Annotated in this window: 18 protein-coding genes; 7 read left to right on the forward strand and 11 right to left on the reverse strand. The window is 70.4% G+C overall.

The window, feature by feature from the left end:
- Positions 1–11 precede the first annotated feature (11 nt).
- Both ABT340_RS24265 and ABT340_RS24270 read right to left on the reverse strand, forming a co-directional pair.
- Complete coding sequence (locus ABT340_RS24265; protein WP_352013099.1) at positions 12–1,451, reverse strand: FHA domain-containing protein; 1,440 nt, start codon at positions 1,449–1,451, stop codon at positions 12–14.
- A gap of 243 nt (positions 1,452–1,694) precedes the next feature.
- Positions 1,695–2,786, reverse strand: coding sequence for a site-2 protease family protein (locus tag ABT340_RS24270; RefSeq protein ID WP_352013235.1), 1,092 nt, complete (start codon positions 2,784–2,786; stop codon positions 1,695–1,697).
- Between the two features lie 259 nt (positions 2,787–3,045).
- Between ABT340_RS24270 and ABT340_RS24275 the strand changes: the two genes are divergently transcribed.
- The 3 genes from ABT340_RS24275 (at position 3,046) to ABT340_RS24285 (ending at position 5,896) form a co-directional block, all read left to right on the forward strand.
- The gene (locus ABT340_RS24275) at positions 3,046–3,918 is read left to right on the forward strand and encodes a RecB family exonuclease (protein ID WP_352013100.1); all 873 of its coding nucleotides are present in this window, start codon (positions 3,046–3,048) and stop codon (positions 3,916–3,918) included.
- A 116-nt stretch (positions 3,919–4,034) separates the two neighbouring features.
- Complete coding sequence (locus tag ABT340_RS24280; protein ID WP_352013101.1) at positions 4,035–5,213, forward strand: sensor histidine kinase; 1,179 nt, start codon at positions 4,035–4,037, stop codon at positions 5,211–5,213.
- Positions 5,213–5,896, forward strand: coding sequence for a response regulator (locus tag ABT340_RS24285; RefSeq protein ID WP_352013102.1), 684 nt, complete (start codon positions 5,213–5,215; stop codon positions 5,894–5,896). Before ABT340_RS24280 ends, ABT340_RS24285 begins: the two co-directional genes overlap by 1 nt.
- On the opposite strand, the gene ABT340_RS24290 is transcribed toward ABT340_RS24285, so the two are convergent.
- Entirely contained in the window at positions 5,874–6,752 is an 879-nt protein-coding gene (locus tag ABT340_RS24290; RefSeq protein ID WP_352013103.1) for a LysR family transcriptional regulator, read from the reverse strand. The two genes, ABT340_RS24285 and ABT340_RS24290, sit on opposite strands and share 23 nt — an antisense overlap.
- A 79-nt stretch (positions 6,753–6,831) precedes the next feature.
- Between ABT340_RS24290 and ABT340_RS24295 the strand changes: the two genes are divergently transcribed.
- Entirely contained in the window at positions 6,832–7,596 is a 765-nt protein-coding gene (locus tag ABT340_RS24295; RefSeq protein ID WP_352013104.1) for an AzlC family ABC transporter permease, read from the forward strand.
- A complete protein-coding gene (locus tag ABT340_RS24300) occupies positions 7,593–7,883 on the forward strand; it encodes a hypothetical protein (protein WP_352013105.1) in 291 nt (96 codons plus the stop codon). The genes ABT340_RS24295 and ABT340_RS24300 overlap by 4 nt, the downstream gene beginning before the upstream one ends.
- A gap of 76 nt (positions 7,884–7,959) precedes the next feature.
- Here the strand turns inward: ABT340_RS24300 and ABT340_RS24305 are convergent, their stop codons facing one another.
- From ABT340_RS24305 to metH, 8 genes are all read right to left on the reverse strand, one after another.
- Positions 7,960–9,009, reverse strand: coding sequence for an ABC transporter ATP-binding protein (locus tag ABT340_RS24305; RefSeq protein WP_352013106.1), 1,050 nt, complete (start codon positions 9,007–9,009; stop codon positions 7,960–7,962).
- A 61-nt stretch (positions 9,010–9,070) separates the two neighbouring features.
- Positions 9,071–10,114, reverse strand: a complete 1,044-nt coding sequence (locus tag ABT340_RS24310) for an ABC transporter ATP-binding protein (protein WP_352013107.1) — start codon at positions 10,112–10,114, stop codon at positions 9,071–9,073.
- Complete coding sequence (locus ABT340_RS24315; protein ID WP_352013236.1) at positions 10,111–11,124, reverse strand: ABC transporter permease; 1,014 nt, start codon at positions 11,122–11,124, stop codon at positions 10,111–10,113. The genes ABT340_RS24310 and ABT340_RS24315 overlap by 4 nt, the downstream gene beginning before the upstream one ends.
- A gap of 81 nt (positions 11,125–11,205) precedes the next feature.
- Positions 11,206–12,990: an ABC transporter substrate-binding protein gene (locus tag ABT340_RS24320; RefSeq protein ID WP_352013108.1), complete on the reverse strand. Its 1,785-nt coding sequence runs from the start codon at positions 12,988–12,990 to the stop codon at positions 11,206–11,208.
- A 58-nt stretch (positions 12,991–13,048) separates the two neighbouring features.
- On the reverse strand, positions 13,049–14,059 hold the full coding sequence (locus ABT340_RS24325) for an ABC transporter permease (RefSeq protein ID WP_352013109.1): 1,011 nt from the start codon (positions 14,057–14,059) through the stop codon (positions 13,049–13,051).
- 263 nt (positions 14,060–14,322) lie between these two features.
- A complete protein-coding gene (locus ABT340_RS24330) occupies positions 14,323–14,853 on the reverse strand; it encodes a cellulose synthase (protein WP_352013110.1) in 531 nt (176 codons plus the stop codon).
- A gap of 131 nt (positions 14,854–14,984) precedes the next feature.
- Positions 14,985–15,635 carry an HAD family hydrolase gene (locus ABT340_RS24335; protein WP_352013111.1) on the reverse strand — a complete coding sequence of 217 codons (651 nt, stop codon included), beginning with the start codon at positions 15,633–15,635 and terminating at the stop codon, positions 14,985–14,987.
- Between the two features lie 21 nt (positions 15,636–15,656).
- Complete coding sequence (gene metH / locus ABT340_RS24340) at positions 15,657–19,121, reverse strand: methionine synthase (RefSeq protein ID WP_352013112.1); 3,465 nt, start codon at positions 19,119–19,121, stop codon at positions 15,657–15,659.
- Between the two features lie 190 nt (positions 19,122–19,311).
- On the opposite strand from metH, the gene ABT340_RS24345 reads away from it, so the two are divergent.
- Together ABT340_RS24345 and ABT340_RS24350 are read left to right on the forward strand one after the other, a co-directional pair.
- The gene (locus ABT340_RS24345; protein WP_352013113.1) at positions 19,312–20,166 is read left to right on the forward strand and encodes a PAC2 family protein; all 855 of its coding nucleotides are present in this window, start codon (positions 19,312–19,314) and stop codon (positions 20,164–20,166) included.
- Between the two features lie 191 nt (positions 20,167–20,357).
- Positions 20,358–21,008, forward strand: coding sequence for a hypothetical protein (locus ABT340_RS24350; protein ID WP_352013114.1), 651 nt, complete (start codon positions 20,358–20,360; stop codon positions 21,006–21,008).
- Positions 21,009–21,118 lie beyond the last annotated feature (110 nt).

Raw genomic sequence — 21,118 nt, forward strand, 5'->3', positions numbered from 1 at the left:
CGCGCCGGTCGTCAGCGGTTACGGTGCGACTCGTAACGCATCGTGCGTGAGACGCCGATCCGCACGGTCGTGCCCGGCAGGATGGCGACCGGCTCGTTCGGCGGGATGTCGTAGAAGTTGGGGTCGCCCGGCGGCTGGATCTGGGTGCCGTTGACCGAACCCAGATCGACCAGGTTGACGTCCCAGCCGTCCAGCGCGACCCGCAGGTGACGGCGCGAGACCGACCCGTCGGGACTGGTGACCTTCGCGGGACGCACCGACCCGTCGGCGACCTCGGGGGCCCGCTCGGGGTCACGGCCGACCAGGTAGTCACTGTCGAGGCGGAGCGTCATGCCGTCGTCGAGCAGGAGCACGCCGAGCGGCGGGCGCGGTCCCTTGTAGGGGACGAGCGTGCGCTGGACCAGCGCGATGCCGCAGACCGCGCAGTACGGCACGCGCGGGTCGTTGAAGTGGTCGTTCTTGCAGTCGACCCCGTAGACCAGCGGGCGGGACTCGGCCTGCTGGTCCGCGGGCGCCGGGGAGAGCGGGGACTCCGCCGTGCCCTGGAGACCTCCCGGCGTCAGCAGCTCGTACTCGAAGGGCTGGTCACGGATGTCGGGGACGGGCTCCGGCTCCTCGTGCTGGGCCATGGCGGGAATCTGCGGCCCCGGATCGGAGTGCCAACCCTGGGGAGCGGACTGGTGCGCGGGCGGGCCGGAGGCGTAGTGGTCCGGGGAGCCCATCGGATAGGGAGCGGGCGGCCCCGGGGGCATCGGGGACACCGCGGGCTCAGGGGAGGCGGAGGGCGGTGACGCCGCCTCGGGCACGGACCAGTCCACCGACGGCTGGGACCGCGCGGGCTCGGCCCACTCGGCGGGTGCCGGGACCGGCGGGGGCGCCGCCTGAGCTCCCGTTGAGGGCATCGGCTCCACGGCGGGCGCGGCCTGCGGGAGGGCCTCGGCCACTGGCTCACGGCGCGGGACCCCTACGGGCTCCTGCCCGGGCTCGGCGGGGTCGCACAGGACGCCGCCCGCGGTGACCACACCGCTGTCCAGCCGGGTCAGCGGATGCGCCTGCCCCGCCTCGGGAAGGCGCAGCTCGACCCGGGTGACCGGGCCGGGCACCAGCCGGTCGGACCAGGTGAGGGCGTCGCGCCCGGCGAGCTGCACCTCACCGCCCTGACCGGTGACCGAGGCGAACGCCGGGCCGCTGACCAGCACGGCCACCCCGGAGGCCACCGGACCGGCGACGGCGCACGCCACGGGTTCGCCCATCACGACCGCGAGCACCTGGGCGACGCGGCGGGCCAGGGCCCGGCCGTCGCCGCCGGAGGCCGCCGTCTCCCTGAGCGCGCCCAGAAGGTCCTCGACGACGGGCTCAGCCGCGTCACACACCAGCAGCAGGCCCCCCACATGGGCGACCAGCCCGTTGCCTGGAAGTGGACGCACCACTCCGAAGCCCTCGTCGGTCACAGAACTCTCCCTCCCGGAAACGCCACCCGATGAACGGAACCCGCATCGGCCCGTCCGTCACCAGCCGCACCCAGCCCGGACGGTTGTGCGCGTCCGGAACACGGCAGGTGGGACCGGGTCAATCAAATCAACCGCATCGGACCGTAGCAAAAAGTACAGCAGAAGACCTTCAGGAACGAGGGCCGGCGAACCCGAACGGCGCCTCTCCCCCGGGAACCGCGGGACGGGCCCGTACCGTACCGTCTAGACCCCGCTGAACACACGGTTCACGTCGGAGGTCGCCAGCACCCCGAAGATCTCACCGCCGCGCTCGACCAGGAGGTACTCCCCGGCGGGGCTCTCACGCATGGCGTCGATCAGGGCCTCTCCCGTCAGGTCCGCGGCCAGCACCAGCGACGGTTCGAGGTTGCGCGCCAGTGAGCCCGCGCTCACCCAGGGGCGGCGGTTCTCCGGGGTCGCCTCGACCGCGACCTCGTTGACGATCCCGGTCGGGCGGCCGTCGTGGTCGACGACGACCATCGCCCCCGCCTGCGCCTCGGTGGCCCGGCGCAGCGCCTCGGCCAGCGGCACGTCCGCGGTCACCGGGATGGCGCGCCTGGCCAGGGCCCGGGCGTTGACCTGCGGGATGCGGGCGCGCACCCGGGCGCTGCGCAGCGACTGGGTGGCGCCGAGCCAGATGAAGGAGGCCAGCAGGATCGACCAGATGAGCATGCTGGTGTTCGGCGCCTGCCCGCTGATCAGCGCGAGGCCGACCGGCACCGCGACCAGGAGGACGGCCAGCGCCCGGCCGACCCAGGCGGCGGTCGCGGTGCCCGAGCCTGAGCTCTTGGTGAGCTTCCACACCCCGGCGCGGAGCATGCGGCCGCCGTCCAGGGGCAGGCCGGGCAGGAGGTTGAACACCCCGACGATCAGGTTCGCCAGCCACAGCTGGAAGACGAGGACGCCCGCGACCGTGCCGGGGTCGATGACCCGGTAGGCCAGGAACCCGATGACCGCCAGGCCCAGGGACAGCAGCGGCCCGGCGAAGGCCACCATGAACTCCCTGCCGGGGGTCTCCGGCTCACGCTCGATCTCCGAGACGCCGCCGAGCAGGTAGAGGGTGATGCGGCGGACCGGCAGGCCGTACATCCTGGCGACCACGCAGTGGGCCAGCTCGTGCAGGAGCACCGAGACGTACAGCAGCACCGCGAAGACGAAGGAGACGACGTAGGTCATCGGGACGTCCAGCTCGGGCAGCTGGGCGCTCACCGACCCCTGGAAGGTGAAGGTGATGAACGCCGCGACGATGAACCAGGTCGGCGAGACGTAGACGGGAATGCCGAAGGGCCGTCCCATCCGCAGTCCTGGCTTGTCCTGGCGCGGGCTGTCGCTGCTCACCGCTGGCTCACCGTTCCTCGCTCACATCGTCTTCAGGCCTCGATGCTACGCGCCATCGGGCCACCCGCAGCCGCCCGCGGCCAACCTGGTCCTCCCGAGACCCCTCCGAGATCTTCCCGAGACCTCCCACCCGTGAGGCCCCGGAAGGACCTGTGAGGTCCGCGTGGGGTTCCGCGAGCCGTCCCGAACTGTCGCCACCGTGACCTACAGTGCGGACATGCCACCGACCGAGCCCACGATCATCGGAGCGTTGTCGCCGTCCCGGGCGGGCGACTTCATGACATGTCCGTTGCTCTACCGTTTCCGGGTGATCGACCGGCTGCCCGAGCCGCCGTCACCCGCCGCGGTGCGCGGCACGATGGTCCACTCGGTGCTCGAACGCCTCTACGACCTGCCGGCCGCAGAACGCACCCGGGCCGCGGCGCTCGACCTGCTCGAACCGCAGTGGCGCAGGCTGCTGGCCGCCGAGCCGTCCTACGAGGACATGTTCACCGACGAGGCGGAGCGGGCCGCGTGGCTCTCCCAGGCGGCCGTCATGGTCGAGCGCTACTTCACCCTTGAGGACCCGACCCTCCTCGAACCCGCCGAGAGGGAGCTCTACATCGAGGCGACGCTGGACAACGGCCTGGTGCTACGGGGCTACATCGACAGGCTCGACGTCGCGCCGACCGGGGAGGTCCGGGTCGTCGACTACAAGACCGGCAGCGCGCCCGGCCCCGCCTTCGAGGCCAAGGCGCTGTTCCAGATGAGGTTCTACGCGCTGGCGCTGTGGCGGCTGCACGGCTCGGTGCCGCGCGTGCTGCAGCTGATGTACCTCGGCGGCCAGGGAGAGGTCCTGCGCTACGCCCCCGACGAGGCCGACCTGCTGGCGACGGAGCGCAAGGTGCGGGCGTTGTGGACGGCCATCGAGCGGGCCATGGAGACCGGCGAGTGGCCGCCGCGACCGAGCCGCCTGTGCGACTGGTGCAACTACCAGGAGCTGTGCCCGCAGTTCGGCGGCACTCCCCCGCCGCTGCCCGAGCGGCAGCCCGGCGACACCGTGCGCAGCACGAGAAGACGTCCTGCCAGGGCTGCGACCGACGAGCTCTGAGCACCTCCGCAGCACCTCGGCAGCACCTCCGAGGCGTTCCGCGTCATCCGTGGGTATGAGTGCGATATCCACCCGCAGCAGGGCGGCGGCGGAGACTGGGCGCCTAAATTGATTGTGTGCGCAACCCCTCCGGCGTCCTGCGGGCCTGGCTCAACGACCGTCCACTGGTCCCCGACACGGCTCTCGCGGTGGCGCTCGCGGGGGTCGCCGTGCTCCTCCTGCGCGCCGTCCCGCCCCGCGAGGGGACGCAGGAGGGCCTCGTCGCCGCGCTGGCCGTGGCCTGGTGCCTGTCCCTGGTGCTGCGCCGCCGCGCGCCCTTCTCCATGCTGCTGACGACCTGCCTGGCGGGGATCGCCCTGGCGACGCTGGGCGTCGACGGGCTGCCGCTGTGGCCCGCGGTGCTGCTGCTGGTCTACACGGTCGCCGCCCACCGCGGCCTGGCGCTGAGCCTGTGCGCGCTGGTGTGGAGCCTGGTGTGCCACTTCGTCACGACGGTTCCCGGCGGCACGCTCGGCGACTGGGGCGTCCACCTGCCGGTCACGGTCCTCACCGTCACCATGTGGCTCACCGGCCGGAGCGTACGGCTGCGCAGGGCGTACCTGGAGGAACTGCGCGACCGGGCCCGGCGCACCGAACGGGCCAGGGAGGCCGACACCAGGGCGGCCAGGGCGGAGGAACGCTCCCGCATCGCCAGGGAGCTGCACGACGTGGTCGCCCACCACGTCAGCGTGATGACCGTCCAGGCCTCCGCGGCGCGCCGGGTGCTGGCGACCAACCCGGAGGGGGCGCGGGAGGCCCTGTCCGCGATCGAGGAGATGGGCCGCACCGCGATGGCGGAGATGCGCAACATCGTGGGCGTGCTCAGGACCGACGCCTCCCCCGCCGAACGCAACCCGCAGCCCGGGGTCGCCGAGATCCCCGCGCTGGTCGACCAGATGCGGGAGGCGGGCCTGCGCGCGCAGCTGTGGGTCGAGGGCACCCCGGGGACGCTGCCGCCCGGGGTCGACCTGGCCGCCTACCGGCTGGTCCAGGAGGCGCTGACCAACAGCCTGCGGCACGCGGGTCCCACGGCCCGCGCCTGGGTGACGGTACGGCACGAGCACGGCCAGCTGGCCGTCGAGGTCGAGGACGACGGCCGGGGCCTCGACGGCGGCGCCGCCCCCGGGGAGGGCAGCGGCCACGGCCTCGTCGGCATCCGTGAGCGTGTGGCCCTCTATGGTGGAGTCCTGAGGATCGGCCCGCGCCCAGAGGGCGGGTTCGAGGTCAATGCCCGGTTCCCCCTCAAGGACGTGTGATGACGATCAGAGTGCTGCTGGTGGACGACCAGCCACTGCTGCGCACCGGCTTCCGTCTCATCCTGGAGGCCGAGCCCGACGTCACCGTGGTCGGCGAGGCCGGGGACGGCAAGGCCGCCCAGGACCAGTCGCGGGCTCTGCTGCCCGACGTGGTGCTGATGGACATCAGGATGCCCGGGGTCGACGGCATCGAGGCGACCAGGAGGATCGTCCGGGAGGCGACCGGTGGGGCGCACGTTCCCAGGGTGCTGGTGCTGACGACCTTCGACCTCGACGAGTACATCGTGGAGGCGCTGCGCGCCGGGGCCAGCGGCTTCCTGCTCAAGGACGTCCCGCCCGACGAGCTGGTGCAGGCCATCCGGGTGGTCGCCGCGGGAGACGCCATCGTCGCGCCGAGCGTCACGCGCAGGCTGCTCGACCGTTTCGGAGCGCGGCTGCCCTCGGCCTACCAGCAGTCGACTCCGGCCCGTCTGGACCGGCTGACCGAGCGGGAGCTCGAAGTGCTGAAGCTGATCGCCAGAGGCATGTCGAACGCGGAGATCGCCGCCGAGCTGGTGGTCAGCGAGACCACGGTCAAGACCCATGTCGGCAACGTGCTCACCAAACTCGGCCTGCGCGACCGCGTCCAGGCCGTCGTCCTGGCCTACGAGACCGGCCTGATCACTCCGGGCGCCATTCCCTAGCCCCGAGCGCCCGCAGGATGCCGGCCAGCACAGGGCGGGTGTCCGCGCGCCGCCAGGCCAGGGCGGTGGCGCACCTGGGACCGCCGGTGAGGGGGACGAAGACCACTCCGGCACGGGCGTAGTGCTCGTCGGTCCCCTCGGAAAGCAGGGCGACGCCCCGTCCCGCCGCGACCAGTTCCAGAGTCTCCTCGATCGCGTCCGAGCCGACCTCCCCCGCCACGTCCGTCACCCCGACCGCCTCAGGACGGCGGAAGGCCCGCCAGACCTCGTCCCGGCTGCGCGGCACCACCCAGACGCGGCCCGCCAGCTCGGTCGGCCCCGCGGTGGCGAGCCCGGCGAGAGGGTCTCCGACGGGTACGGCCACGGCACGCCGGTCGGTGCCCAGGAGCAGGGTCTCCAGGGCGTCACCCGCCTCCAGCGGCGGCCACACCACGGCCAGGTCGCTGGCCCCGGTCAGCAGACCACAGGACGGGTCGTCGAAGTCGAACCGGCGCAGCCGTACCTCTCCGCCGCGGGCGCGGCGCACGACGGCGAGCAGCCGGGAGGTCAGCGGGCCCGCCGCCTCGCCCATGAAGCCGACCGTCAGCTCCGGGGTCTCCCCCGCCAGCAGCGCCTCGAAGTCGTCGGCGGCGCTCACCACGGCCACCGCGTGGGCCAGCAGCCGGTGGCCCAGCTCGGTCGGCCGTACACCGTCGCGGTCGCGGACCAGCAGCGGCCGTCCCACGGCGGTCTCCAGGCGTCTGACGGCGGCGCTCACCGTGGGCTGGCTGACGCCGAGCCGGGCGGCCGCCCCGCCGAACGAGCCCTCCCTGACGACGGCCACGAAGGCCCGTACCGCGGGCAGCGTAACCTCCATCCCGCAACGATAGCCTCCGGCTATGGGCATAGCCGGAGGCTGTTGAACAGGACGGGGGTCCTTCGCCGAGGATCGGCACATGAGACGACGAACGGGCACACCCCCTCCCGGACGACGGGGCGGCCTCCGGGAGGACCTCGGGCTCGCGCTGGGCGCGGCGGGCGGGGCCGCCGTCTACTCGGCGGTGTTCGGCGCGGCGGCGGTCGAGCGGGGCTGGTCCGTCTGGGAGGCGGTGCTGGCCAGCGTGGCGGTGCACGCGGGCGGGAGCCAGATCGTCGGGCTGGCCGCGCTGGACGACGTGGGAACGCGGGCTCCGGCGGTCCCGGGGGCCACGGCGGCCGCCTCGGTGGCCCTCTCAGCGTCCGTTTCAGTGACCGTTTCAGTGGCCGCCGCGGTGGCCACGGCGTCGCTGGTCAACCTGCGGCTGACCGCCTTCGGCCTGGCGCTCGGCGACGTCTTCCCGACCCGGTGGGGGCGTGCGCTCGCCGCGCACCTGGTCTCCGACGAGTCGGTGGCCGCGGCAGTGACGCGTGAGTCCCCCCGCGCGCGCAGGCGGACCTTCCTCGTCGTCGGGTCGGTGCTCTTCACGGGCTGGGTGGCCGGGACCGTCGTGGGCGCGACGCTGGGGGCCGCGCTGCCCGCCGAGGCCCGGCAGGCCGTCGACGGCGCCGCGGTCGCGGCCTTCGCAGCGCTGCTGGCCCCGTTGCTGCGCACCCGTGCCGATCTGGCCGTCGCGGCGGGCGCCGCGGCGACGGCGCTGGTGTCCTCGTGGTGGCTGCCCGCGGGCCTGCCGGTCGCGCTCGCGGCGCTGGCCGTACTGCCGGGGGCGGTGAGACGGGCGTGAGCGTCGTGCTGTTCGTGACGGGGCTGGCGGTGACGACCTACCTGCTGCGGCTGGCCGGTGTGAGCGCGGCGGCCTCGGGACGCGTGGGCGGCCCGGGATTCGGCGCGGCGGCCGCGGCGCTGCCGGTGGCCCTGCTGGCCGCCGTGGTGACCGTCCAGGCGGCGCCCGGCGGCGCTCCCTCGGTCCGGTTGGCCGTCGCCGCCACGGTGGCCGGGCTGTGCGCCCGCCGTACCGGGTTCCTGCCCGCCGTGCTGCTGGGCACCCTCGCCGGGGCCCTGCTCCCCTGAACGCCGGCCGCCCCGTACGGCGGGGCCGTACGGGGCGGGAGGTCCGGATACCTCGGCACCCCGGCGCGTCGGCGCCTCAGGCGGAGACCGTCTCGGCCGGGGTCGCCCGGCCTGTCTCCGGGGCGTTCTCCGGGAAGTGGCAGGCCACCTGGTGCCGGGGGGCCAGCTCGACCAGCGGCGGCTCGACCGTCTTGCACACCTCCTGCGCCTTCCAGCAGCGGGTGTGGAAGCGGCAGGCGGGCGGCGGGTTGAGCGGGCTGGGCACGTCGCCCTGGAGCCGGATGCGCTCGCGGTCGTTACGCCTGGCCGGGTCGGGGATCGGCACCGCCGACATCAGGGCGTTGGTGTACGGGTGCATCGGCGTGTCGTACAGGGACTTGCGGTCGGCCAGCTCGACGATCTTGCCGAGGTACATGACCGCGACCCGGTCGCTGATGTGCCGGATGACCGACAGGTCGTGCGCGACGATGACGTAGGTCAGGTCCAGCTCGTCCTGCAGGTCCTCCAGGAGGTTGACCACCTGGGCCTGGATCGACACGTCCAGCGCGGAGACCGGCTCGTCGGCGATGATGAGCTTGGGCTTGAGCGCGAGTGTGCGGGCGATGCCGATGCGCTGGCGCTGGCCGCCGGAGAACTCGTGCGGATAGCGGTTGTAGTGCTCCGGGTTGAGGCCGACCAGTTCGAGGATGTCCTGGACCGCCTTCTTCGTACCCTGCTCGGTCTCGATCCCCTGGATGCGGAAGGGGGCGCCCACGATGGCGCCGACCGTGTGCCTGGGGTTGAGCGAGGAGTAGGGGTCCTGGAAGATCATCTGCATGTCCCGGCGGAGCGGGCGGATCCGCGACGCCGACATGTGGGTGATGTCGTGACCCTCGAAGTGGATCTTCCCACCGGTCGGTTCGAGCAGCCGGGTGATCAGCCTGCCGGTGGTGCTCTTGCCACAGCCGGACTCACCGACCAGGCCGAGCGTCTCCCCCTTGCGGACGTCGAAGGAGACCCCGTCGACGGCCTTGACCGCACCGACCTGGCGGCGCAGCAGCCCCTTGGTCACCGGGAAGTGCTTCTGGAGCCCCTGGACGGACAGCAGGACCTCGGCCTCGTTCTTGTGGTCCTCGTGCGAGGTCACGCGCCCTCTCCCGTCACTCGCGGGCATACGGTGTGCCCACCGGCTCGCTGGCTACGCTCGCTCACGTGCTCTCCATCATCGGCTTGATCTCGTTGTCCCAGATGGACCGCCGCTCCGCGCGGGGCATGTGGCAGCGGACCAGGTGACCGCCCTCGGTCTCCAGCAGTTCGGGCACCTGTGTGGTGGACTTGCCCTCGGTACGGCCCGCGTAGGCGCACCGGGGGTTGAAGGCGCAACCGCTCGGGACATTGATCAGGGAGGGCGGCGTGCCCTTGATCGGGAGCAGGCGCTCGGTCCGGTCACGGTCCAGGCGGGGCATCGACCCCAGCAGGCCCCAGGTGTAGGGGTGCTCCGGCCGGTAGAAGATGTCCTCCGCGGAGCCGTACTCGACGCACTTGCCGCCGTACATCACCAGGATGTCGTCCGACAGCTCGGCCACCACGCCGAGGTCGTGGGTGATGATGATCAGCGCGGAGTTGAACTCGCGCTGCAGGTCGGTCATAAGGTCCAGGATCTGCGCCTGGACGGTCACGTCGAGGGCCGTGGTCGGCTCGTCGGCGATCAGCAGCTCGGGGTCGCAGGAGAGCGCCATGGCGATCATCGCGCGCTGGCGCATGCCACCGGAGAACTGGTGGGGGAAGTCGTCGACCCTCCTGTCGGGCTGCGGGATGCCCACCCGGCCGAGCATGTCGATCGCGTGCTTGCGCGCGACGGCCTTGCTGACCTTGTTGTGGATCCGGTAGGCCTCGACGATCTGGGCGCCGACGGAGTAGAAGGGATGCATCGACGACAGCGGATCCTGGAAGATCATCGCCATCTTCTTGCCGCGCAGCGTCCGCACGTGGTCGGCGCTGGCGCTGACGAGTTCCTCGCCGTCGAGCCAGATCTCACCGGAGATCTTCGCGCTGCCGCCCTTGTGCAGGCCGAGGATGCCCAGGCTCGTCACGCTCTTGCCGGAGCCGGACTCGCCCACGATGCCCAGGGTCTTGCCCCGGTCGAGCTTGTACGACAGGCCGTCGACGGACTTGACCAGGCCGTCCTCGGTCGGGAAGTGAATGCGCAGGTCGCGCAGTTCGAGGAAGGACTCGGGTGGCTGAGTCGTCATGAGAGCCTCACCCTCGGGTCGACCACCGCGTACAGGATGTCCACGATGAGGTTGGCCAGGACGATGAAGAACGCCGCGAACAGGGTCACCCCCAGCACGACCGGCAGGTCGTTGCCGCGGATCGCGTCGATCACCAGCTTGCCGACTCCCTGGATGGAGAAGGTGCTCTCGGTGAGCACCGCACCGCCCAGCAGCAGCCCGAGGTCGAGACCGAAGATGGTGAGGATGGGGGTCAGCGTGGCGCGCAGGGCGTGCTTGGTGACGACCGTGCGCTCCCTGAGCCCCTTGGCGCGGGCGGTGCGGATGTAGTCCTCACCCATCGTCTCCAGCATGCCCGCCCTGGTGAGCCGTGCGTACAGGGCGGCGTAGAGGAAGGCCAGGGTGATCCAGGGCAGCACGAGCGCCTGGAACCACATGACCGGGTCCTGGGTGATCGGGGTGTAGCTGCCGCCGCCGGGGAAGATCCCGAGCGTGTAGGCGAACACCGACAGGGAGACCAGGCCGGTGAAGTAGATCGGCAACGACACTCCGGCCAGGGCGATCGTCATGGCCGCTCTGTCCAGTGCGGTGCCGCGTTTCAGCGCGGAGATGACACCGATGCTGACACCGGTGACGAGCCACAGGACGGCGGCGCCGAGGGCCAGCGAGAGCGTCGCGGGCAACCGGTCGAGCAGCGTCGGCCAGACCGGCTGGTTGTTGTTGAACGAGAAGCCGAAGCAGGGCGCGGGGCACTCGGCCTTCTTGGGGCCGAGGGAGTAATCCTCACCGGCGACGATGCCCTTGACGAAACGCCCGTACTGCACGAGCAGCGGGTCGTCCAGGTGCAGCCGCTTGACGGCTCCCTGGATCGCCTCGGGTGTGGCGTCCCTTCCCACGTAACGCGACGCCATGCCCTCAGGGGTCTGTCCCAGGGCGCGCGGGATGAGGAAGAAGATCGCGAAAGTGGCCATGCTGACGACGGCGAGCATCAGCACGGCGGCGATCACGCGGCGGACGATGAAAGCGACCACGATCGTTCGGCCGGGATGCCCGGGAGGGTCACTCCCGGGCATCGTCAGGCCTTCACCTGCCTTTGGCTAGCTAGAGAAGGACTACTGCTTGACACCCAGCCACGTGTAGTCGTACATGCCCCAGGCGGGGTGCACGTACGCGTTGGTGAGGCTGGCGGGACGGAAGATCAGCGTCTTCTCGTAGACGAAGGACATGAACGCGGCCGACTCCATGACCTTCTGGTCGACCTGGGCCCAGATCTCGTTGCGGGCGGCGGCGTCGGAGGTCTGGACGCCCTTGTCGAGCAGCTCGTTGATCGACTTGTCGTCGAGCTCCATCATGTTGTAGTTGCCGGAGGGCTTGATGGCCCGGCCGTCGACGATCTGCGACAGGAAGCCGAAGCCGGACGGCCAGTCGGAGCCCCAGCCGGCGATCATGATGCCCAGGTTGTTCTTGTGCACGAAGTCCGGCTTGCCGGCGTACTGCGCGCTCCAGTCACCCGAGGGGTACTTCTTGATCGTGAGCTTGATGCCGACCCGGTCGAGGGAGGCCTGCATCGCCTCGGCGACCTGGACCTCCTTGGTCCGGTCACCGCGGACCGCGATGTTGGTCGAGAAGCCGTCCGGGTGACCGCAGGCCGCCAGGGCCTCCTTGGCCTTGGCCAGGTCGCCCTTGTGGTCGGCGCCGTTCGGGTAGAGGTCGAACGGCTTGTAGCCGACCGTGGTCGGGGTCATCGCGGTGGTGCCGATGTCACCGCCGAGCGGGCCGCCCCACGGCGCCTGGGTGGCGACCTTGTCGGTGGCGTACTGCACGGCCTTGCGGCACTCGACGTTGTCGAACGGCGCGACCTTGGTGGACATCATCGCGTAGCGGTTGAAGGGCGTGAACGGGTTGTCCGTCGAGTCCTTCAGCTGCGGGTTGCTGACGACCTTCGCGCGGCCGGCGGGCTGCAGACCGGTGCCGCCCAGGTCGACCTGGATCTGCCCGGCGATCAGGCGGTTGTCGATGTCCTCGGCGTTCTGCTTGTACTGCACCTCGATGCGGTCAGGCAGCTGCTTGCGGGTGGTGTCGGTCGCCTGGTCCCAGTTCTCGTTCCTGACGAGGTTGAGCTGCTTGCCGACCTCGTAGCTCTCGAACTTGTAGGGACCGGTGGAGGCGACGGCCTTCTCGTAGTCGACACCGGTGTCCTTGGCCTGCGGCACCGGGGCGGACTGCGGGTTGGCGACCAGGAAGTCGAACTCGGAGAAGGGCGCCTTGAGCTTGAAGACGACCGTGTAGTCGTCGGGGGTCTCGATGCCCTTGAAGTCGTCGAGGTTCTTGTCCTTGTAGGGACCCTTGTAGTCGCCGGCGTCGAGGTACTGCGCGAAGTACTTCGGACCGTCGGTGAGCTCCGCGGTGAAGTTGCTGCGGGCGATGGCGTACTTGACGTCCGCGGCCTTGACCTCGGTGCCGTCGTCGTACTTGATGCCCTTCTTCAGCTTGTAGGTCCACGTCTTGCCGTCGGCGCTGACCTCACCGGGGGCCTCGGCCAGGTCGGGGACCAGCTTCAGGCCCTCGGGACCGGGCTTGGCCGCGTAGGTCATCAGGGGGCGGGCGTAGAGCCGGGTGAAGTTCCAGTTCCAGGCGTAGTAGGTGTTGCCCGGGTCGGCGGAGTCCGGCTCGTCGGTCAGCGCGAACTTGAGCGTGCCGCCCTTGGCGTCCGACGGGTTGACGACCTTGGTGTAGCCGTCGTTGTGCTTGGCGGCCGAGGCGTTACCGGTGCCCGTCGAGCCGTTGTTCGCGGGGGACGTGCTGCCACCGCCACCGGCTGTGCCGCCACAGGCGGCGAGCCCCATCGTCAGCACGGTGCCCAGCGCCGCGAGCGCCAGGACGTTGGTCTTCCTCATCGTGGTGGTACACCCCTTGTCATGAGTGACAGTGATATGGAGAAACGGTCGTGTTCCGCTATCGGGCGCGCGGGTCGAGGGCGTCCCTGAGCCCGTCGCCCAGCAGGTTGAAGGCCATGACGGTGATGAAGATCGCGAGGCCCGGAACGATCATGAAGTGCGGGGCGATCTGGTAGTAGTCCACCGCCCGGGTGAGCATGCCGCCCCACGAGGCCTGCGGTTCGTTCACGCCCACTCCGAGGAAGGACAGCGCGGCCTCGAAGAGGATGTTCGTGGGGATGAGCAGCGTCGCGTACACCAGGATCGGCGCCACGAGGTTCGGCAGCATCTCGCGGAAGATGATGTAGCCGTTGCCCGCGCCGAGCGAACGCGCGGCGTCCACGAACTCCCGCTCACGCAGCGACAGCGTCTGACCACGCACGATACGCGCGATGTACGGCCAGCTGAAGAAACCGATGATGAACACGATCACGGCGATCCGCAGGCCGTTGCCGGTCAGGCCGAGCGCCGAGTCGGGCAGCGCGCCCACGATGGCGATGGCGAACAGCAGCAGCGGGAAGGCCAGGAAGATGTCCATCAGGCGGCTGATCAGCGTGTCGACCCAGCCCCCGAAGAAGCCGGCCAGCACACCCATCAGCGAGCCGATCACCACCGACATCAGGGTGGCGAGGAAGGCGACCAGCAGCGAGATCTGGGCACCCGACAGGACCCTGGCGAACAGGTCGCGCCCGTTGACCGGTTCGAGGCCGAACGGATGCTCCAGGCTGATGCCGCCCCAGGCGCCGCTGGGGGCGCTGGTGAGCGGGTCGATCAGGTCGTTGTTCGGAATGTTCGGGTTGTCACCGAACAGCGCGATCAGGCCCCCGAAGGGACGTTCGGCGAAGATGGCGACCAAGGTCAGGAAGGCCACGATGAAGGCGCCGATGATCGCCGCCTTGTCGCGCTTGAGGCGAATCCACGCGATCCGCCCGAGCGAACGGCCTTCGATGGCCTTTCCGCCCGCCCCTTCGAGAACGGCCTCGGGCTGGGCCTCCATGGCCTGCCCGGAGACATCGAGCGGTGCGGTCATACCAGTGGCCCCCTGGGTCCCAGACGACATTGTCCTATTACGCGTGCCCGGGTCGGGTAGCGCGCCTGAAGTCTATGGGCCGTTTGACGGTCCCGTGACGCAGAATCTATGGGCTGATCTGCGCTGACTAGTCCCCTGGCACACCATGTGGCTCAACTGTGATTCATGCGAAATTCATTTGTTTTGATCTTGAAGCGAATGTCCAGAAGCCGTTCGGCTTGTGTCTCAGATTTGTGACATTGCACCCAAGGGGTGACGCTGGGTCATCCGATCCCGCGGCGCTTGAGAATGGCCTCGATATCCGAGAAGTCGTCGTCGGCGGCGGGCGAGGCCCCCCGGGCGCCGGGCTTGGCACCGGTCGGGGCGCCCGGCTTCGCTCCGGCCTGGGGCTGGCGCCGCGGCAGGGGCTGGGTGGCCGGGGACCCGGCGGTGACCCCCGGCGCGGCGGGGGCGGCGGAGGCCGCGGGAGCCGCGGCCGCCTTGGGGGCGGCACGGCGGCGCAGCACGCCGGACACCAGGAACAGCAGCGCGGAAAGCCCCGTGACGGCGACCCCCGACCACACGATGGGGTTGAAGACCAGGCCGGTGAGGAATCCGGCGATGGCCGTACCCGCCTGCCAGAGCGCGGGCAGCGCACCGGTGAGGTAGGCCGCCATGGGCAGCAGCGACCAGGCCGCCCCTCTCAGTCCCGCGGCCGCGCCTCTGCGGCGCAGCGCCAGGAAGCTCAGCACCAGCCCCACCCCGGTGACCCCGGCGCACAGCGGCAACCACGCGATCTGACCGTACGACAACATGCGGACCGCCCCTCAAAGTCGGCTTACCCGATCCATCCTGGCATGTCGCGCGAGGACCGTTCCTCCTCCCAGCGGAGGGAACGTCCCCTAGGGGGCCGCCGGGGACCCTCTCAGGGAAGAGTCCGGGTGGGTCACAGGCTCGCGGCGGACAGCTCCCGCAGCGTCTCGACGCCGACCTCGCGCAGCGAGCCGACGACCAGGCGCCCGGGGGCCTGCGGGACGGGCAGCACGCTGGGCACGGCCACGACCCGGCAGCCCGCCGCGGTGGCGGAGGTCACACCGTTCGGGGAGTCCTCAAGCACGACGCAGCGGGCCGGGCCGACCCCGAGCAGGCTCGCGGCCAGCAGGTAGGGCTCGGGGTCCGGCTTGGTCCTCGTCACGTCGTCCCCGGTGATGACCCGGTCGAAGTTGTGCCTGCCGATGCCGTCGAGACAGGCCTCGGCGATGGGCCTGAGCGAGGAGGTGACCAGCGCGGTCGGCAGCCCCGCCCGCCGTACGGCCGCCAGCAGCTCGGCGGCGCCCGGCATCATCTCGACCCCATCGGCGAGCCTGGAGGTCATGCCCTCCAGCATCCAGGCCGCCACGTCCGCGGGGTCCGCGCCGGAGCCGGAGGCCTTGAGCATGTAGGCGACGGTCGAGGGCATCGAACCGCCGACCAGGTTCTCCTGGTCGGTCGGCCTCCAGTCGCCGCCGAGCCGTTCCATCACCTCGCTCTCGACCTGGAACCAGATCTTCTCGCTGTCGACGAGCAGACCGTCCATGTCGAAGAGAACCGCGTCCATACCCTGAAAACCCCTTACACGTCAGACGTTGAAATACTTGGCCTCAGGGTGGTGGACGACCAGCGCGGACGTCGACTGCTCCGGATGGAGCTGGAACTCCTCCGACAGGCTCACCCCGATCCTGGCCGGGTCGATCAGCTGGGTCAGCTGGACCTGGTCCTCCAGGTTGGGACAGGCTGGGTAGCCGAAGGAGTAACGGCACCCGGTGATGTTGACCTTCAGCATGTCCTCAAGCGACTCGTCGCCACCGATGCCGAGTTCCGCACGGACCCGGGCGTGCCAGTACTCGGCCAGCGCCTCGGTGAGCTGCACCGACAGGCCGTGCAGCTCCAGGTAGTCACGGTAGGCGTCCTTGGCGAACAGCTCGGCCGTCGCCTCGGAGATCCGGCCGCCCATGGTGACGATCTGGAAGGCGACCACATCCGTCTCACCGGACTCCCTGGACCTGAAGAAGTCCGACAGGCACAGGTGCCGGTCACGGCGCTGACGCGGGAAGGTGAACCTGGTGCGCTCCCCGCCCGCCTCGTCCAGGACGATCAGCGCGTCCCCCTCGCTGACGCAGGGGAAGTAGCCGTAGGCGACGGCCGCCTCAAGCAGGCCCTCTGTCTGCATCCGCTCCAGCCACATGCGCAGGCGGGGCCTGCCCTCCGTCTCGACCAGTTCCTCGTAGGAGGGGCCCTCCCCGCCCCGCGCGGCCCTCAGGCCCCACTGGCCCATGAAGGTCGCGCGCTCGTCGAGGAAGGCGGCGTAGTCGGCGAGCGGGATGCCCTTGACGACGCGCTCACCGTGGAAGGGCGCCCTCGGCACGGGGTTGTCCGCGGCCACGTCCGAGCGGGCGGGCAGTTCCTCCTCCGGCGTCCTGACCAGTCTCGCCCCGGTCCTGACCCGCCGTTCGCGCAGCTCGGGCAGCCTGGCGCCCTCCTCACCGCGCTTGACCGCCATGAAGGCGTCCATCAGGCGCAGCCCCTCGAAGGCGTCACGGGCGTAGCGGACCTCACCCTGGAAGAGCTCGGCGAGGTCCTGCTCGACGTAGGCGCGGGTGAGCGCGGCGCCGCCGAGCAGCACGGGATAGCGCTCGGCGATGCCCCTGGAGTTCATCTCCTCCAGGTTCTCCTTCATGACGACCGTGGACTTGACCAGCAGGCCGGACATGCCGATCACGTCGGCGCCCTTGTCCTCGGCCGCCTCGAGGATCACCGAGACCGGCTGTTTGATGCCGAGGTTGACGACCTCGTAGCCGTTGTTGGACAGGATGATGTCGACCAGGTTCTTGCCGATGTCGTGCACGTCGCCCTTGACGGTGGCCAGCACGATGCGGCCCTTGCTCTCGCCCTCGACCCGCTCCATGTGGGGTTCGAGGTAGGCGACGGAGCTCTTCATCACCTCGGCCGACTGGAGCACGAACGGCAGTTGCATCTGGCCGGAGCCGAACAGCTCGCCGACGGTCTTCATGCCGTCGAGCAGCACGTCGTTGACGATCTCCAGGGCCGGGCGCAGGGCCAGAGCCTCGTCGAGGTCGGTTTCGAGCCCCTTGCGCTCACCGTCGACGATGCGGCGCCTGAGCCGCTCCCACAGCGGCAGGGCGAGCAGCTCGGCGGCCCTGTCGGCCTTGACCGAGGCGGCGTCCACCCCCTCGAACAGCTCCATGAACCGCTGCAGCGGGTCGTAGCCCTCCCTGCGCCTGTCGTAGACCATGTCCAGGGCGACCTGGCGCTGCTCGTCGGGGATGCGTGACATCGGCAGGATCTTGGAGGCGTGCGCGATGGCCGCGTCGAGGCCCGCGTTGACGCACTCGTTGAGGAAGACGCTGTTGAGGACCACCCGCGCGGCCGGGTTGAGGCCGAAGGAGATGTTGGACAGGCCGAGCACGGTCTGCACGCCGGGGTACAGCCGCTTGAGCTCCCTGATCGCCTCGATGGTCTCGACGCCGTCGCGCCTGGTCTCCTCCTGGCCGGTCGCGATGGGGAAGGTGAGGGTGTCGACGACGATGTCCTCGATCCGCATCCCCCAGTCCCGGCGCAGGTCGTCGATGATCCTGGAGGCGATCCTGACCTTGTCGGCCGCGGTGCGGGCCTGGCCCTGCTCGTCGATGGTCATGACGGTCACCGCGGCGCCGTGCTCGCGGACCAGCCGCATGATCCTGTGGAAGCGCGAGTCCGGGCCGTCGCCGTCCTCGTAGTTGACCGAGTTGACGATCACGCGCCCGCCGAGCATCTCCAGTCCCGCCTCGATCACGGCGGGCTCCGTCGAGTCGAGCACGATCGGCAGCGTCGAGGCCGTGGCCAGCCGGAAGGCCAGCTCCCGCATGTCGCCGGCGCCGTCACGGCCGACGTAGTCGACGCACAGGTCCAGCATGTGGGCGCCGTCTCGGGCCTGTGCCCTGGCGATCTCGACGCACTCCTCCCAGTCGCCCGCGAGCATCGCCTCGCGGAAGGCCTTTGAGCCGTTGGCGTTGGTGCGCTCACCGATGGCCAGGTAGGAGGTCTCCTGGCGGAAGGGGACGCTCTGGTAGAGCGAGGAGGCGCCCGGCTCGGGACGGGGACGGCGGGCGGGCACCTCGTGGCCGCGCACCCGCTCGACCACCTGGCGCAGGTGCTCGGGCGTGGTGCCGCAGCAGCCGCCGACCAGGGACAGGCCGTAGTCGCGGACGAAGGTCTCGTGGGCGGAGGCCAGTTCCTCCGGCGAGAGCGGATAGTAGGCGCCGTCCGAGGTCAGCACGGGCAGGCCCGCGTTCGGCATGCAGGACAGGCGCACCCGCGCGTGGTTGGCCAGATGGCGCAGGTGCTCGCTCATCTCGGCCGGGCCGGTGGCGCAGTTGAGCCCGATGACGTCGACGCCGAGGGGCTCGACGGCGGTGAGCGCGGCGCCGATCTCGGAGCCGAGCAGCATCGCGCCGTTGGTCTCGATCGTCACCTGGGCGATGATCGGCACGTCCCTGCCCCCGTCGGCCACGGCCCGCTTCGCCCCGACGACGGCCGCCTTGACCTGGAGCAGGTCCTGGCAGGTCTCGACGATGAGGGCGTCGGCCCCTCCGGAGATCAGACCGGCCGCGTTGTCGTAGTAGGCGTCGCGCAGCACACCGTACGACCGGTGCCCCAGAGTGGGCAGCTTGGTGCCGGGCCCGATGGATCCGAGCACGTATCGGGGACGGCCGGGCACCGACCAGTGGTCCGCGGCCTGCCTGGCGACCCTGGCCCCGGCCTCCGAGTACTCGAAGACGCGTTCCTGGATGTCGTACTCGCCCAGCGCGGCCAGGTTGGCGCCGAAGGTGTTGGTCTCGACGCAGTCGACGCCGACCTCGAAGTAGGCGTCGTGCACGGCGCGGACGATGTCGGGGCGGGTGACGTTGAGGACCTCGTTGCAGCCCTCGCGCCCCTCGAAGTCGTCGAGGGTGATCTCGTGGGCCTGGAGCATCGTCCCCATGGCCCCGTCGGCGACCATCACCCGCTCGGCCAGAGCCTCACGGAAAGACGGGGTGCTCGTCATGGGACAAGACTACTGGGGCCCCTGCGACCGTCACCGCTCCGCCGTACGGCACCTCGGCGGGCAGGACGGGGCGAACGTGCCGTGGCCGTCCTGATCATGCGCACCCCTGGGAAGGTGACGTAAAGGCCCCCTCACAGCATAGGCTTAGCGGGATAGACAGTACGGCGAGGAAACCAGGAGGAGGCCGCGCGTGATCGAACTCGAAGGTCTACCCGAGCTCGTCGACCCGGTGCTGATCGCCGCGTTCGAGGGGTGGAACGACGCGGGCGAGGCTTCGAGCGGAGTGATCGCACACCTTGAGGAGGAGTGGAAGGCCACCCCGTTGGTCTCCTTCGATCCGGAGGAGTACTACGACTTCCAGGTGACGCGCCCCATCGTGGAGATGGGTGAGGGCCTGACCAGGTCCATCACGTGGCCGACGACCAAGCTGTCCTTCGCCCGTCCTCCCGGCGCCGACCGCGACGTGGTGCTGGTGCGCGGCATCGAGCCCAACATGCGCTGGCGCTCGTTCTGCGAGGAGATCGTCGTGATCTGCCGCGAACTGGGCGTCGAGCTGGCCGTACTGCTCGGCGCGCTTCTCAACGACTCCCCGCACACCCGGCCCGTGCCGATCGTCGGCTCGGCGACCGACGAGGGGCTGGCCAGGGCGATCAACCTGGAACTGAACCGCTACGAGGGGCCGACCGGCATCGTCGGCGTGCTCCAGCACGCGCTCGGCACCGCCGGGGTGCACGCGGTCTCACTGTGGGCCTCGGTGCCGCACTACGTGGCGCAGCCGCCCAACCCCAAGGCAACCATGGCGCTGCTCAGCCGGATGGAGGACCTCCTCGACATCCCGATGCCGATGGGCGCCCTGGCGGAGGAGTCGCGGGCCTGGGAGCACGGGGTGGACGAGCTGGCCTCACAGGACAGCGAGGTGGCCGACTACGTCAAGGAGCTCGAGGAGCGCAAGGACGCCGCCGAGCTGCCCGAGGCGAGCGGCGACGCCATCGCCGCGGAGTTCGAACGCTATCTCCGGCGCAGAGATCGCGACGGCGATGGCTGAGACGCCCGCGACATAGTTATAATCGTTTACTCCTTTCTCCACTGATTTAGAGTGATAATCGGTGACCATCCGGGTCTTCCTTCGGGTCGCACCGGGTTGGGAAACCGGTTCACGACGTTTGGACGACCAGGAGAAACACCGTTCTGTAAACACCGGTGAACGGGCCCGTCACCGCGCCGAACATTGTCCACGTGACAGCGCACGTTAGGGCGATCATGGCCACTCCACAGCTCGATCCGCACCAGAAGGCACAGGAGGCGCGACGCCGTGTCCTCGAGATGGCCGTGATCATGAAACGCGAGGACGGTGAGAACGTCCCCTCCTACCCTCAGGTGCGGGGCACGACCCCCGGGCAGGCGGTCGACATGTTCCTCGCCCTGTTGCAGGACCGGCTTCCGGTCTGGGTGCGCATTCTCGACGACCTCATGTATCTCGTCGGAAAAGGGCGGGTGAACGACAACCTGCTGCCCATCGCGAGGGCGGGCATCGACTACTACCTGGAGGTCCAGGCCGCGGCGCTGCCCGCCTTCACCTCCCCCTCGGTCACCGTCCGCTTCCGTGAGGCGATGCGTGACAGCGAGATGGGCCCCATGTCCGAGGTCGTCCCCCTGGCCGAGTACCTCGCGGCCGAGCAGCGGATAGGCCGGATCTCGGCGGACGCGGACCCGCTGGCCAGCGCCCGGCTGCTGCTGGCCGGGTGTTTCCGCCACGCCTACTACGAGATGTTCGTCGGCACCGGTTTCCTGCCGTCACGGGACGACAGCGCCGAGGAGATCATCCGCGAGCTGCGTCTGGAGCGCGCCCCCGGCGAGGACCCCGCCGGCGGCACCCCGCCGGAGTGAGCCCGCGCACCGGCCGGAAGACCGGTGCGCACCCTTCGCCCATACGGCCAAGCGGCCCCCACGGGGGTTGGCCGGAGGCGACAATGGGAATCGTGTGCCTGTCCGCCCGC

Origin of the sequence: Streptosporangium sp. NPDC000239 (genome assembly GCF_040300765.1) — a bacterium.
Taxonomy (GTDB): domain Bacteria; phylum Actinomycetota; class Actinomycetes; order Streptosporangiales; family Streptosporangiaceae; genus Streptosporangium.